Origin of the sequence: Mesorhizobium sp. CO1-1-11 (genome assembly GCF_020164995.1) — a bacterium.
Taxonomy (GTDB): domain Bacteria; phylum Pseudomonadota; class Alphaproteobacteria; order Rhizobiales; family Rhizobiaceae; genus Mesorhizobium; species Mesorhizobium australicum.
Genome location: NZ_JAIUHE010000008.1, coordinates 52,157 through 66,982 on the forward strand (window position 1 = coordinate 52,157; position 14,826 = coordinate 66,982).

Consider the following 14,826-nt stretch of genomic DNA (forward strand, 5'->3'; position numbering starts at 1 on the left):
ACCGGTTGTTGGCATGAAGATTCGCGTCGCGCTTGTTTCCGCATTGCTGGCCGTGTCGGGCTGCACCACCTTGAGCGGCAAGGGTCCGACCGTGGCGGCGACACCGGCCTCGACGCCTCCGGCCGGCGGCAAGGTCGTTACCAAGTCGATCATCTCCGCCATGGGCGGCGGCCTCATTGGCGGGTCGATCGGCAACGGTCTGAGCGACATGGAGAAGCGCAGCGCGCTCGAGGCCGAATACAAGGCGCTCGAATACAACACCAGCGGCCAGAAGGTGACCTGGAAGGGCGATCAGGCCTCACGCTATGGCGAGGTCGTCCCTGCCCAGCCTTACCGCGTCGGTTCGCAGGATTGCCGCCAATACACGCAGACGGTGTTCACGGGCGGCGCCAGCGTCACGGCGCACGGAACAGCCTGCCGCAATGCCGACGGCAGTTGGACGCCATTGACCTAGCCAGCCGGGTCTCGTTGCGATCCGGCCGGTGGATTTCGATCGCGACATTCGGCGCGTGCCGTCAAAGCGTCGCAGGATGCCTGTGTTGGCAGGGCAGGGCTCTGCCGTTATTGGAAGAACCATGCTGTTCTGGGTCATAGCCGCAATTCTCACGCTGGGCGCCAGCCTGGCGGTGCTTTTGCCGTTGGCTGGTGCCTCCAAGGGCGCATCATCGAGCGGCGATCACGATCTGGAAGTCTATCGCGATCAACTGTCCGAACTCGACCGCGATGCCGGGCGCGGTTTGATCGGGCCCGCTGAAGCGGCCGAGGCGCGCGCCGAGATCGCCCGCCGCATCCTTCGCCTGGGCAACGCGGATATGGCGGCCAAGGCGTCCGGCAGGTCATCGGGCACCGTACGGCTTGTCGCGACCGTTGCGGTGCTGGCGGTTCCGTTGGTCAGTTGGGGGCTCTACAGTCAGATCGGCTCGCCTGACCTGCCGTCGCAGCCGCTCAGTGAGCGGTTGGCCAAGAATCCCGCCGACAGTTCGGTCGATGAGCTGGTGGCGCGCGCCGAGGCCCATCTTGCCGCCAATCCTTCCGACGGCAGGGGCTGGGACGTGCTGGCGCCGGTCTATCTGCGCATACAGCGCTTTGCCGACGCCGCGGCGGCCTACCGCAACGCCATTCGCCTCGACGGCGACAGCGCTGTCCGTCAGGCCGGTCTCGGCGAGGCGATCGCCGGTGCGGCGGGCGGCATTGTTTCGGCCGATGCCCAGGATGCCTTCGAGGCGGCCTTGAAGCTTGACCCGGCCAATGCGAAAGCCGGTTTCTATCTGGCCATGGCACTGGCGCAGGAGGGTCGTGGCAAGGAAGCGGCCGCGGCCTGGCAGGCTATGCTTGGTACGCTGCCGCCGGATTCGCCGTGGCGCGGCGCTGTCGAACAGGCGCTGGCCAAATCCGGCGGCCCGGAAGTCGCCTCCGGCACGACCGCGAAAGGCCCCGATGCCGCCGATGTCGACGCGGCGTCCTCCATGTCGCAGCAGGACAGGGAAGCCATGATCAACACCATGGTCGCCGGCCTGGACGACAAACTTCGTCAAAATCCGCGCGACCCGGAAGGATGGATGCGGCTGGTTCGTTCCTATGTCGTGCTGGGCAAGGCCGATCAGGCGCGCGATGCGCTGGGCCGCGCCATTGCGGTCTTTGGCGCCGATAGTGACGAAGCCAAGAAATTCACCGCCTTTGCCGCCTCGCTCGGCCTGACGGCGACGGAGTAGAATTGGGTATGACGCGCAAGCAGAAACGATTGTCGGTGATCGCGGGCGGATTGGTTTTTCTGGGTGCCGCCACCGGGCTGACCTTTTATGCGCTTGGCCAGAAGGCGTCCTATTTCTACATGCCGGCCGATCTGACCACCGCCAGCGTTCAGCCGGGCCAGCGCATCAGGCTCGGCGGTTTGGTCGAAAAAGGCACCATCCAGCGCGGCCAGGGCGCAACGGTTGCCTTTTCGGTCACCGACACCCACAAATCGGTCAAGGTGACTTATACCGGCATCTTGCCCGACCTTTTCCGCGAAGAGCAGGGTGTCATCACCGAGGGTACCTTCGGCCCCGACGGCGTCTTTGTCGCCGACAGCGTTCTGGCCAAGCACGACGAGCGCTATATGCCCAAGGAAGTAGCCGACGGCCTGAAGGCCAAGGGCGTCTGGCAGGAGAGCAAGAGTGAGTGACTCTGGCGGAAGAGCAAGTGTGAGCCGCGCGAATGGTTGAAACCGGACATTTCGCCTTGGTTCTGGCGTTCGCGCTTTCACTGGTGCAGACGATCGTGCCGCTGTTTGGCGCGAGGCTGAACAACCAGCGCCTGATGGCGGTCGGCGGTCCGGTCGCAGTGACCGGTTTCGCGTTGACGGCGCTGTCCTTCGCGGCCCTTGCGAGCGCCTATGCAAGCTCTGATTTTTCCCTGGCGAACGTCTGGGAGAACTCGCATTCGCTGCAGCCGCTGATCTACAAGATCACTGGAACCTGGGGCAATCACGAAGGTTCGATGCTGCTCTGGGTGCTGATCCTGACCTTCTTCGGCGCGCTTGTGGCCGCTTTCGGCTCCAACTTGCCGGCGACGCTGCGCGCCAATGTGCTCGCCGTGCAGGGCGCTATTGGCGCTGCATTCTTCCTGTTCATCCTAGTGACCTCCAATCCCTTCATCCGGCTCAATCCGGCGCCCATCGAAGGCCGCGATCTCAACCCGATCCTGCAGGATCTTGGCCTCGCCATTCACCCGCCGATGCTCTATCTCGGTTATGTCGGCTTCTCGATCTGCTTTTCCTTCTCGGTCGCCGCCCTCATCGAGGGTCGCATCGATGCCTCCTGGGCGCGCTGGGTGCGGCCATGGACGCTGGTCGCCTGGATGTTCCTGACCGGCGGCATCGCCATGGGATCGTATTGGGCCTATTACGAACTCGGCTGGGGCGGTTTCTGGTTCTGGGATCCGGTCGAGAACGCTTCCTTCATGCCGTGGCTGGCTGGCACCGCGCTGCTGCATTCGGCCATCGTCATGGAAAAGCGCTCGGCGTTGAAGATCTGGACGCTGCTGCTCGCCATCCTCACCTTCTCGCTGTCGCTGCTCGGCACCTTCCTGGTGCGTTCGGGCGTCCTGACTTCCGTCCACGCCTTTGCCACCGATCCGACGCGTGGCGTCTTTATCCTGTGCATCCTGACGCTGTTCATCGGTGGCTCGCTGGCGCTGTTTGCGCTGCGCGCCTCGAAGCTGACGGCAGGCGGCCTCTTCCATCCGGTTTCGCGTGAAGGCGCGCTCGTCCTCAACAATCTATTCCTGACCACGGCGACCGCCACGGTGCTCGTCGGCACGCTCTATCCGCTGGCGGTCGAGGCTTTTTCGGCCGACAAGATTTCGGTCGGAGCGCCGTTCTTCAACCTTACCTTCGCGCCGCTGATGGTGCCGCTGCTCGTGATGGTTCCCTTTGGGCCGCTGCTGGCCTGGAAGCGCGGCGATGTCTTCGGTGTTGCGCAGCGGCTGATGGCCGCGTTCGCGGCCGCACTTCTTGCGACGCTGGTTACGGTCCTGTTCATCGACGGCGCTTCGGTGCTTGCCGCGCTTGGCGTCGGCCTCGGCGTCTGGCTGATCCTCGGCGCGCTGACCGACCTCGCCACCAAGGCGGGGGTCGGCAATGTCGCCGCGCCGACAATGGTCAGGCGTCTGGTTGGTTTGCCACGCTCGGTCTTCGGGACTGCTTTCGCGCATCTTGGCCTCGGCCTGACCGTGCTCGGCATTGTTGGCACGCTCTGCTTCGGGACGGAGAAGATCCTGTCCATGCATGCCGGTGAAACCGTCGAAATCTCCGGCCGCACGGTGCGGTTCGTCGGGCTCTATCCTGCGCAGGGACCGAACTACAGCGAGGATCGCGGGCGTTTCGAGCTGATCGGCGTCAGCGGCAGCCCTGTCGGTGAAGTCAGCTCCGCCAAGCGTTTCTATCCGGTGCGGCAGATGACGACGACGGAGTCCGGCATCAAGACTATTGGCCTTTCCCAGCTCTACATTTCGCTCGGCGACGAGGGCAAGGACGGCTCGGTAGTGGTGCGTCTGTGGTGGAAGCCGCTGGTAACGCTGATCTGGGGCGGCGGCCTGGTGATGATGGCGGGTGCGGCGATGTCGCTTATGGACAGGCGCCTGCGGGTCGGCGCGCCTTCGCGCCGTCGCAAGCAGGCGGTGGCGCCGGCGGGCATGCCATGAGGGCAAGGCATTCGTTGACGTCGATAGTCCTGTTGCTGGCGTTGTTCTTCGCCGGAACGGCAATGGCGGTGAAGCCCGACGAGATGCTGGCCGACCCGGCACTCGAGGCGCGGGCGCGGGCGCTGTCGGAAGGCCTGCGCTGCATGGTCTGCCAGAACCAGTCGATCGACGAATCCGATGCGGACCTTGCCAGGGACCTGCGTATCCTGGTGCGACAACGCCTTGTCGCGGGCGATACCGACCGGCAGGTGATGGATTATGTGGTTTCGCGTTACGGCGAGTTCGTGCTGCTGAAGCCACGCTTCGATCTGCGCAACGCGCTGCTGTGGGGCACGCCGGTTCTCCTGCTTCTGGCCGGCGGCGTGTTTATAGTGCTCAGTGCGCGGTCGCGCCGGCTTCCGGCAACGGCAGCGCTTTCGGTCGAAGAGCGGGCCGCATTGGACGCGATCCTCCGCCGCGACTGACGGCTGCCGTCGCCCGCCAACATTACCAAAGTTTCATGTGCCGGAAATGGCGTCGTAATGTGCGCTTCCCTAATTCTCGTTCCTTGAGGATGCCGATCAAGGCGCGTCCGCTTGAAAGAGGATAAGAGATCCATGAATATTGCCCCCGATTCATATTTTCGCACACGCAAGCGTCTTCTGGCTGCTGCCGCGTCTATCGCGGTCGCCGGTGCGATCGGCGTTGGCGCGCTGACCAGCGGAACCAGCCCCGTTCTCGCTGACGCCGTGCGCGTCGAGGCCCCGCAGGTTCCGAGCTTCGCCGATGTCGTGGAGCGTGTGTCGCCAGCCGTGGTCAGCGTCAAGGTCAAGGCCAAGATCCAGCCGACCGCCGATGATGGCTCCGACGATCAGGACGGCCTCGACAATCTTCCCAACAATCCGCAGCTGCGTCGTTTCTTTAAGGAATTCCGCGGCTTTGGTGACCAGGGCGGCCAGAACGACGAAGGTCATCGTCGCTTCGGACATCGCGACCGCAACAACGGCGAGCCGCGCCCGGTAGCGCAGGGCTCCGGCTTCTTCATCTCCGAAGACGGTTACCTCGTCACCAACAACCACGTCGTCGAAGAGGGCACCGCCTTCACCGTTGTGACCAATGACGGCAAGGAACTCGACGCCAAGCTGGTCGGCACCGATCCGCGCACCGATCTCGCCGTGCTCAAGGTCGATGGTGGCGGCAAGTTCACCTATGTCGACTTCGCCGACGATTCCAAGGTTCGTGTCGGGGACTGGGTCGTGGCTGTCGGCAATCCGTTCGGTCTCGGCGGCACCGTGACCGCGGGCATCGTCTCGGCGCGCGGCCGCGATATCGGCGCCGGCCCCTATGACGATTTCCTCCAGATCGACGCCTCGGTCAACCGCGGCAATTCAGGCGGCCCGACCTTCAACCTCAACGGCCAGGTGGTCGGCATCAACACCGCCATCTTCTCGCCTTCCGGCGGCAGCGTCGGCATCGCCTTCGACATTCCGGCCTCGACCGCCAAGCAGGTCGTCGGGGACCTGATGAAGAGCGGTGCGGTGCAGCGTGGCTGGCTCGGCGTCGAAATCCAGCCGGTCACCTCCGACATCGCCGAATCGCTCGGCCTGAAGTCCAACAACGGCGCGTTGGTTTCGAGCGCCCAGGACGACGGCCCCGGCAAGAAGGCCGGCATATCAGCCGGCGACGTGATCACCCAGGTCGACGGCAAGGACGTTGCGTCGCCGAAGGAGCTCGCCCGCCTGATCGGCGCCTATTCGCCCGGCAAGTCTGTTGATGTCACGGTCTGGCGCGACGGCAAGAGCCAGACGGTCAAGGTCGATCTCGGCAAACTGCCGGCGAGCGACAAGCAGGCCTCGAACGACCAGCAACAGCAGCCTGCTGCTCCGGCAAAGCCTGACACGCTGGCCGATCTCGGTCTCACCGTCACCAAGTCTGAAAACGGCAAGGGTCTGGTGGTGACAGACGTCGACCCCGACAGCGCCGCCGCCGATCGCGGCATCCAGCCGGGCGACGTCATCACCGCGGTCAACTCGGCGGAGGTCAATGGCACCGAAGACGTCACCAAGGCCATGGCCGATGCGGTCAAATCCGGACGCAAGGCGGTGCTGATGCAAATCACCCGTGACGACAACAACCGCTTCGTCGCGGTGCCGGTGGCCAAGGGCTGAGACGACTTTTCCAATGCGGCGGTTTCAACACCCCCGAGTCGCCGCATGGGGAAAGTAAGAAGGAGAGCCCGTTAGTCAGTCATCGCGCTCTCCTTCAGCGGCAGCGGGCTTCCCATCGCCCCCCCCCGCGCCCGTATGTGGCTGCCCACTCAGGCCCTCGTGCCCGATGCCGGTTGGTCCCGGGTTGCAGGTAACGACATGACCGGGAACTGGTATGTTCGGCCTAATGACGCCACGGAACAAAGATTTTATCGCGTACGCTCTCGATCGTCTTGATCGCGATGCGCTTTGGCAAAGGCTAAAATGCAGATGCCGGCTACTCAACCTTCAAGCGAAATCGCGTATAACGGCCCTATGAAGATTCTCGTCATAGAAGACGATCGCGAGGCTGCGGATTATCTGCAGAAAGCCTTCACCGAAGCCGGTCATACCGCGCATGTTGCGGGTGACGGCGAGACCGGCTTCGCGCTTGCCGATGCGGGTGACTACGATGTGATGGTCATCGATCGGATGATGCCGCGCCGCGACGGCCTGTCGGTTATTGCCGCCCTCCGCTCCAGGGGCAACACGACGCCGGTGCTCATCCTTTCGGCGCTGGGCGAAGTCGATGACCGGGTCACCGGCCTGCGCGCCGGCGGTGACGATTACCTGACCAAGCCCTATGCCTTTTCCGAACTTCTGGCTCGTGTCGAGGTGCTCAACCGACGCGCCAGCGCCAAGGAGGCCGAGACCGTCTACCGGGTTGGCGATCTTGAACTCGACAGGCTATCGCATTCTGTCCGCCGGGCGGGCCGTGAGATCACGCTCCAGCCACGCGAATTCCGCCTGCTCGAATATCTCATGCGCCATGCCGGCCAGGTTGTGACGCGCACGATGCTGCTCGAAAATGTCTGGGACTATCATTTCGATCCGCAGACCAATGTCATCGACGTCCACGTCTCTCGGCTGCGCGGCAAGATCGAAAAGGGCTTCGACAAGCCGATCCTGCATACCGTTCGCGGCGCCGGCTACATGCTGAAGGGCGGCTAGGCGGCGGCATGGCGCTTTCCGTGCCCGCCATCATGAAGACGACGGCCGCGCGGCTTTCGGCGCTCTATCTCTTGCTCTTCGCGCTCTGCGCGGTGCTGCTCGTCCTCTATATGACTTCGCTCTCGGCGCGCATGCTGACCGGGCAGACGCAGGAGACCATCAACGACGAGGTGCTCGGCCTTGCCCGCGCCTATCAGCGCGGTGGCCTTCCCGTATTGGTCCGCGTGGTCGAGGCCCGCTCGCGGCAGCCCGGCGCCAATCTCTATCTGATCGCCGATGCCAACGGCCAGATCCTGACCGGTAACGTGCAGAGCCTCGAGCCGGGCGTTCTCGAAAACGAAGGCTGGACCACCAGCCCTTTTTCCTATCAGCGCTTTGGCGAGGGAGAACTCGACCGTCTACGCAACTTGCCTGCCGACAAGGGGACCGCACAGCCCGACCAGAGCGACACGCAAGCGCAGGGCGAGAAGGGCCACAACGCCATTGCCCTGGTGCTGCGGCTGCCGAACCAGATGATCATGCTGGTCGGCCGCGATCTCGGGGAACCAGAGCGGTTCCGTGCCGTCATCCGCCGTTCGCTGATGCTGGCGCTCGGCATGATGGCCCTGGGTGGCATCCTGATCTGGTTCTTTGTCGGCCGCGCGGCGCTGAAGCGTATCGATGGCGTATCGGAGGCAAGCCGGCGCATCATGGGCGGGGATCTCTCCGGCCGGCTGCCGGTAACCGGCGCCGGCGACGAGTTCGATCGGCTTTCGGAAAACCTCAACGCCATGCTGGCCAGGATCGCCACGCTCAACGAAGGCCTCAAGCAGGTTTCCGACAACATCGCGCATGACCTCAAGACGCCGCTGACCCGGCTGCGCAACCGGGCCGAAGCGACGCTTTCCGGCAAGCAGAAGACATCGGACTATCGACAGGCGCTGGAAGGCACCATCGCCGAGTCCGACCAGTTGATAAAGACCTTCAACGCCATCCTGATGATCTCCCGCCTGGAGGCGGGCTATTCTTCCGAGCACACCAGCCGCGTCGATCTGGCGGTGGCCGTCCGTGATGTCGTCGAACTCTATGAGCCGGTGGCCGAGGAGGCTGGCGTTTCGCTGGACGCCGAGGTGAATGGTGCTTTTGTCGTCGACGGCAACCGCGAGCTGATCGGCCAGGCGCTCTCCAACATCGTCGACAATGCGATCAAGTACTCGACCGATTCGACGTCCAAGCCGGCGGTCCGTGTAAAGCTCGAACGCACGCATGGCGAGATCAGGCTTTCCGTCACGGACAATGGCCAGGGCATTCCCGACGACGCCGATCGCGCCCGGGCGACGGAGCGCTTCGTGCGGCTGGAGAAGAGCCGTTCGCAGCCTGGTTCCGGCCTTGGCCTCAGTCTCGCCAAGGCGGTCATGACATTCCATTACGGCCGGCTTGACCTGCTGCCTGGCAATCCAGGACTATCCGTGGTCATGAGTTTCCCGGCACGCGAGGATCACTGATGGCGGCCGTCGCCAAGCGGAGCAAGACAGACTGGCTGCTCAGCCTGGAAACCCCGCTTGTCCCGCTCGACGCAGCCCGGGCACGACAGGAGCTGGCCGAAATCGCGGATGCAGCGCGCGAAGAGGGGCTGACACGGGTGGCCAAATTCCTGGCCGGCAAAGGCAAGGCGCAGGATCTCCTCGCCGCTGTCTTCGACCTTTCGCCATTCCTGCGCGACACGGCGCGCCGCCGGCCGCAAATCCTGGACGGGCTGTTCGACCTGCCGATAGAGGCCCGTCTGAAGGCGATCACCGCCGCGATCGACCAGGCGCCGCTGGCCGAAACGGTCTCGGAATCCGGCCTGATGATGGCGCTGCGCCGGCATAAGGCAGAGGCACATTTCCTGATCGCGCTCGCCGATCTTTCGGGCGAAGCCGAAACCTCGCTGACCGTAAGGCGGTTGAGCGATCTCGCCGACGCCTGCACCCGCGCGGCAGTCGATTTCCTGCTGCGTGACGCGCATGGCCAGGGCAAGCTCAAGCTGCCCGACCTCGACAACCCCTCGCATCGATCGGGCTGGATCCTGCTCGGCATGGGCAAGCTCGGCGCGCATGAGCTGAACTTCTCCTCCGACATCGACCTCGTCGTGTTCTTCGATCCGGAGGCACCCGCCGTGGTCGATCCTCTCGACGCCACCGACCTGTTCTCACGCCTGACGCGCCGGCTGGTTCGCATCCTGCAGGACCGCACCGAGCACGGCTATGTCTTCCGCACCGATCTGAGGTTGCGTCCCGATCCCGGCTCCACCCCGCTGGCTATCCCGGTTGAAGCCGCGCTTCGCTACTACGAAGCGCGCGGCCAGAACTGGGAGCGTGCCGCGATGATCAAGGCCCGCCCGGTGGCCGGCGATCTCGCCGCGGGCGATGCCTTCCTCAAGGAGCTCCAGCCCTATATCTGGCGCAAATACATGGATTACGCGGCGATTGCCGACGTCCATTCGATCAAGCGCCAGATTCATGCCCATAAGGGCCATGGCGAGATCGCGGTGAAGGGGCACAACGTCAAGCTCGGGCGCGGCGGCATCCGCGAGATCGAGTTCTTCGTCCAGACCCAGCAGCTCATCGCCGGCGGCCGCTTTCCGGAGCTGCGCGGCCGCGAAACCGTGCCGATGCTCGGTCAGCTCGCGGCCCGAGGCTGGATCACATCGGACGCAAGAGACGCACTCGCCCTCCAGTACTGGTTCCTGCGCCGGGTCGAACACGCCATCCAGATGGTGGCCGACGAGCAGATGCACACGCTGCCGGAAGACAATGAAGGGCTGGAGCGCATCGCCCGCATGCTGGGCTTCGCCGACGCCGCCGCGTTCGCCGGGGCCTTCCGTGCCTCGCTGCAGCAGGTCGAGCGCCACTATGCGGCGCTGTTCGAAACCGCGCCCGAGCTTTCGGCCGGCATCGGCAACCTGGTCTTCACCGGTGACGTCGACGACCCGGACACGCTGCAGACCCTGCACGGCATCGGCTTTCAGCGGCCGAGCGATATCTGCCGTGTCATCCGCGGCTGGCATTTCGGCCGCTATCGCGTCACCCAGTCGGCGGAGGCGCGCGAGCGGCTGACGGAACTGACGCCGGCACTGCTCAAGGCCTTTGGCCAGACGCGCCGGGCCGACGAGGCGCTGGTCCGTTTCGACGAGTTCCTCGCCGGCCTGCCGGCCGGCATCCAGCTGTTTTCGCTGCTGCAGTCGAATCCCGCACTGCTCAAGCTGATGGCGACGATCATGGGCGCGGCACCAAGGCTGGCGGCCATCATCACTCGCCGGCCGCATGTCTTCGACGGCTTGCTCGACCCGGCATTGCTGACCGAGCTGCCAGACCGCGCCTATCTCTCGGGGCGGCTTTCCGCCTTTCTCGAGGGCGACAGGGCCTATGAGGACGTGCTCGATCGCTTACGCATATTTGCTTCCGAACAGAAATTCCTCATCGGTGTGCGGCTGCTCGCGGGCTCGATCGACCCAGCTCGCGCCGGCCGCGCTTTCTCCGATCTGGCGGACCTGACCATTGCGGCGGCGTTGCAAGCGGTGATCGCCGAATTCGCGGTGCGCCACGGCACGATCGCCGGTGGCGCAGTTTCGCTGCTCGGCATGGGCAAGCTCGGCAGCCGCGAATTGACAGCCGGATCGGATGTCGATCTCATCCTGCTTTACGATCACGACGCGGACGCCGAGGACTCCGATGGTGAAAAGCCGCTGGCGCCGTCGCACTACTACACCCGCATGACACAACGGCTGATATCCGCGGTATCGGCGCCGACGGCGGAGGGGGTGCTTTACGAGCTCGACCTGCGTTTGCGGCCGTCCGGCAACAAGGGACCGGTCGCCACCCATATCGATGCCTTCAAGAAATACCAGCGCCAGGAAGCCTGGACGTGGGAACACATGGCGCTGTCGCGGGCGCGGCCGATTGCCGGCCACTCCGACCTCTGCGCCGAGGTGGAAACGGAAGTCGCCGCGCTGCTCGGCCAGCCGCGCGACGCGGCGAAGGTGAAAACCGAAGCTTCCGACATGCGCGCCATGATTCAGCAGGAAAAACCGCCCCGCGACCTGTGGGACATCAAGCTCATACCGGGCGGTCTGATCGATCTCGAATTCATCGCCCAGGTGGCTGTCATCACTGGGCAGGTCGAGGCCGGGCCACGCGCCACCGGTACGGCCGAGATCCTGTCTCGTCTGACGCCCCGTTTCGCCAATGCCGTGATCCGGCAGGACCTTGGCGAGGCTTACTCCCTTTATCTGGCACTGACCCAGATGACGCGGCTGTGCCTCACCGGACCATTCGAACGTGACGACGTTCCGCCGGGGCTTTCGGATCTGCTTCTGGCGGTCACCGACCTGCCGGATTTCGGTGTGCTGGAAGCACATCTCAAGGAGACGTCGCAAAAGGTCAGGAAGGATTTCGACCTTCTGCTTCGTGCCGGAGGGTCGTGACCAACGACCGTTCGGCCGCATCGGGGGTGACGATGCAACAGGAGAAAACCATGAGAAAGACAACCAAGCTCGCACTTGCATACATCGCCCTGGCCGGAGCCGTCGGCGGCGCGGCCTATGCCGAGAACCTCGACAGCGCCAACGTGCGTGAGCGCACCATGATGCGGCTCGAAAAGGCGATGAAGGACAATGACGGCAAAATCACCTTCGACCAGTTCTCCGATGTCATGGACGCGCGGCTCAAGAAGCTTGTCGCTGACAATGGCGGCAAGCTGACTGTCGCTCAACTCGCCGAGGCGCTGGAGAAGGCGCGCTTCGAACGCATGGCCAGGCGCATCATCGCCCGTTACGACAGCAAGGGCGACGGCACACTGACATCGGATGACATCACCGGCCGCGAAAAGAAGCTTTTTGCGATGCTCGACAAGAACAATGACGGCAAGATCGAGAAGGGCGAACTGCCGAAGGACGGGCGCGACGACCGTCAATGGGATGGCGAAGGCAACGAAGGCGGCGTGCAGTAAGATTTGGTTGATACGGACACCGAGGTCGTCGACCGGAGCCTGCCGCTCAGGCCGCGGCCTTGACCGCTGTTGGCGCGTTCTTCACGGGAATGCGCACCGATACGATCGTGCCGACACTTTCGGTCGAGCGGATCTTCAGTGCACCGCCTTGCAACTCGGCAAGCGAGCGCGAAATGGCAAGGCCAAGGCCGGAGCCGGCATGGTTCTTGGAAAACTGGTTCTGCACCTGCTCGAAGGGGCGCCCCAGCTTGCCGAGGGCTTCCTTCGGGATACCGCAGCCATTGTCCTCGATCGTCAGCACCAGCGCGCCTGACGTGTTGCGGGCCCTGACCGATATGTGGCCGCCCTGGCCGGTGAATTTCACCGCGTTGGACAGAAGATTGATGACGATCTGCTTGATCGCCCGGCGATCGGCAAACAAAGTCAAGGCGTCGGCAATGCGCGTTTCCACGGTGATCGCCTTCTGCGCCGCCTGCAGAGAGACGACACGCACCGTCTCGCTGATCAGCGGACCGAGGTCGATCTGTTCCTGGTCCAGCGAGAACTGGCCGGCTTCGATCTTGGACATGTCGAGAATGTCGTTGATGACGCCGAGCAGATATTTGCCGCTGCTGTTGATGTCGGTGGCGTACTCCTCGTAGCGCTCCGAGCCCAACGGACCGAACAGCCTCTGTTCCATCAGTTCGGAGAAGCCGATGATGGCGTTGAGCGGTGTGCGCAGTTCATGCGACATGTTGGCCAGGAATTCGGATTTGGCCCGGTTCGCCGCTTCGGCGCGCTCGGTTTCCTTCATGTATTTGCGGTTGAGGTCGACCAGTTCGCGCGCCCGTTCCTCTTCGGCCCGGCGGGCGAGGCTGAGATCATGGATCGTCGCCATCAGCCGGCGTTCGCTGTCGACGAGTTTCTCCTGGTGCAATTTGATCTGGGTGATATCGGACCCGACCGAGACGATGCCACCGTCCCTGGTCCTGAGCTCGTTGACCTGCAGCCAGCGGCCGTCGGACAGCTGCCGCTCGAACGTGGCGCCGCCCTGCGGACCGTTGGTATTGGCGAGCCGGCGCTCCGAAGCGAAGGCCAGCATACGTTCTTCCAGGGAAGCCCGCGTCACACCTGGCATCACGTCGCGGTCCGAGAGCCCATTGTCCTGCTGGTATTTGGAATTGCACATGATCAAGTTTTGAGCCGAATCCCACAGCACAAAGGATTCATTGATGTTCTCGATCGCGGTCCTGAGGCGAAGATCGGCCGCTTCGGAGCGCAGCGCCAGATGGCGCTGCTCGGTGACGTCGACGGCGATGCCGATGAGCTGGATCTCCGGCGCTTCCGGGTCCATGACCTGGGCGCGGGCGCGCATCCACACCCACTGGCCATCGGCATGCCGCATCCGGAACACCTGGTCGATGTGGTCGATCTCGCGCGCGACGATCCTGTTGGCGAGTTCGAACAGGTCGCCATCCTCGGGATGGATGATCTCGTCGACCTCGCCGAAGGACAGCATCGTCTCGCAGGGCTCATAGCCGAGCATGTCGTACATCGAGCGTGACCAGTACATCTTGCCGCGCACCATGTCCCAGTCCCACAGGCCGCAGCGGCCGCGGACCAGCGCCATGTCGATACGCTGATGCGCTTCGACATAGATGCGGTCGGCTGCCTGCGCGCGCGCCGCCTGTCCGAAATAGGCGTAGAGGATGATGATCAGCACGCCGGCCGTCAGCACAAACAGGGTGACGTTGAGCGACACGGTCTTGCGCCACGTGTCGAAGACCGCCTCTTGGGGGACGAGCGCCGCCGCGGCTCCCTTCCTGTCCTTGCTCAGGCTGACCGCCGCGTACCAGTCCTGCCCGCCGATGTTGACCTCCATGACGCCAGCCCGGTCGCCGAACATGAACAGAGGTTGGCCGCCCTGGACGAGGCCGTCGAGCGAATGGCCTTGCCAGGGCGCCGAACGCGGCGTCACCGCGGTGATCCTGAAGGCGCTGTCGGTGATGACCAGCACATGGCTGCGGCCCATGGCGCCCTGGCGGCTGGTGGTCTCCAGCAGGTCCTGGGTGGCGCCCGGCAGCGTGTCCGATGTGGTGGCGAGCGAACTGGCGAGCTGCGCGGCGGCTAGCGTCAGGATAGCCTTGGCATCGCGCTCCACGTCGTCGCGCTCGTTCATCAGCGAGATTACACGCAGCGCCGCGATGACGAGCAGGAAGATGACGATGAGGGCCGGTATCGACCGGCGCAGCAGCGGTTCGGCCGCCAGAAGCCGCTTGTAGGCGGGTTCGGCAATGAGCCGCGTATTCCCGGCAAGGCCGTCGCCGCGCGTCTCCCGACGCGCAAAAACCATCCCACCGGGCGCGCCCCACGCGTCCGCCTTTGCCATAAATGGCACTCCCCGATTTCAGTATGCCGCATTTCTATGTGCTGGTGATCCGGCAACACCGCACTTCCGAATCGCCATTAAAGAATCAAAGGTGATTCGCCTTGTCCAGTGGTCGGGCGAAAAAAGATTAAA

At 64.1% G+C, this 14,826-nt stretch carries 11 protein-coding genes; 10 read left to right on the forward strand and 1 reads right to left on the reverse strand.

Going from position 1 to position 14,826, the window contains the following annotated elements:
• Nucleotides 1–13 precede the first annotated feature (13 nt).
• From LB554_RS10960 to LB554_RS11005, 10 genes are all read left to right on the forward strand, one after another.
• Nucleotides 14–454, forward strand: a complete 441-nt coding sequence (locus LB554_RS10960) for a hypothetical protein (RefSeq protein ID WP_224584516.1) — start codon at nucleotides 14–16, stop codon at nucleotides 452–454.
• Nucleotides 455–575: 121 nt separating this feature from the next.
• Complete coding sequence (gene ccmI / locus LB554_RS10965) at nucleotides 576–1,712, forward strand: c-type cytochrome biogenesis protein CcmI (protein ID WP_224584518.1); 1,137 nt, start codon at nucleotides 576–578, stop codon at nucleotides 1,710–1,712.
• An 8-nt stretch (nucleotides 1,713–1,720) separates the two neighbouring features.
• On the forward strand, nucleotides 1,721–2,164 hold the full coding sequence (gene ccmE / locus LB554_RS10970; protein ID WP_015318623.1) for a cytochrome c maturation protein CcmE: 444 nt from the start codon (nucleotides 1,721–1,723) through the stop codon (nucleotides 2,162–2,164).
• A 32-nt stretch (nucleotides 2,165–2,196) separates the two neighbouring features.
• A complete protein-coding gene (locus LB554_RS10975; protein ID WP_140663146.1) occupies nucleotides 2,197–4,182 on the forward strand; it encodes a heme lyase CcmF/NrfE family subunit in 1,986 nt (661 codons plus the stop codon).
• The gene (locus LB554_RS10980) at nucleotides 4,179–4,646 is read left to right on the forward strand and encodes a cytochrome c-type biogenesis protein (protein WP_224584520.1); all 468 of its coding nucleotides are present in this window, start codon (nucleotides 4,179–4,181) and stop codon (nucleotides 4,644–4,646) included. Before LB554_RS10975 ends, LB554_RS10980 begins: the two co-directional genes overlap by 4 nt.
• 132 nt (nucleotides 4,647–4,778) lie before the next feature.
• Nucleotides 4,779–6,329 carry a Do family serine endopeptidase gene (locus LB554_RS10985; protein WP_140618544.1) on the forward strand — a complete coding sequence of 517 codons (1,551 nt, stop codon included), beginning with the start codon at nucleotides 4,779–4,781 and terminating at the stop codon, nucleotides 6,327–6,329.
• Nucleotides 6,330–6,683: 354 nt separating this feature from the next.
• Complete coding sequence (locus LB554_RS10990) at nucleotides 6,684–7,358, forward strand: response regulator transcription factor (protein ID WP_041163488.1); 675 nt, start codon at nucleotides 6,684–6,686, stop codon at nucleotides 7,356–7,358.
• A gap of 8 nt (nucleotides 7,359–7,366) precedes the next feature.
• Nucleotides 7,367–8,842 (forward strand): ATP-binding protein, encoded by a 1,476-nt coding sequence (locus LB554_RS10995; protein ID WP_140618542.1) that lies wholly within the window; start codon nucleotides 7,367–7,369, stop codon nucleotides 8,840–8,842.
• On the forward strand, nucleotides 8,842–11,802 hold the full coding sequence (locus LB554_RS11000; protein ID WP_224584522.1) for a bifunctional [glutamine synthetase] adenylyltransferase/[glutamine synthetase]-adenylyl-L-tyrosine phosphorylase: 2,961 nt from the start codon (nucleotides 8,842–8,844) through the stop codon (nucleotides 11,800–11,802). The genes LB554_RS10995 and LB554_RS11000 overlap by 1 nt, the downstream gene beginning before the upstream one ends.
• A gap of 50 nt (nucleotides 11,803–11,852) precedes the next feature.
• Nucleotides 11,853–12,326 (forward strand): hypothetical protein, encoded by a 474-nt coding sequence (locus tag LB554_RS11005; protein WP_224584524.1) that lies wholly within the window; start codon nucleotides 11,853–11,855, stop codon nucleotides 12,324–12,326.
• Nucleotides 12,327–12,372: 46 nt separating this feature from the next.
• Here the strand turns inward: LB554_RS11005 and LB554_RS11010 are convergent, their stop codons facing one another.
• On the reverse strand, nucleotides 12,373–14,694 hold the full coding sequence (locus LB554_RS11010; protein ID WP_224584526.1) for a PAS domain-containing sensor histidine kinase: 2,322 nt from the start codon (nucleotides 14,692–14,694) through the stop codon (nucleotides 12,373–12,375).
• Nucleotides 14,695–14,826 lie beyond the last annotated feature (132 nt).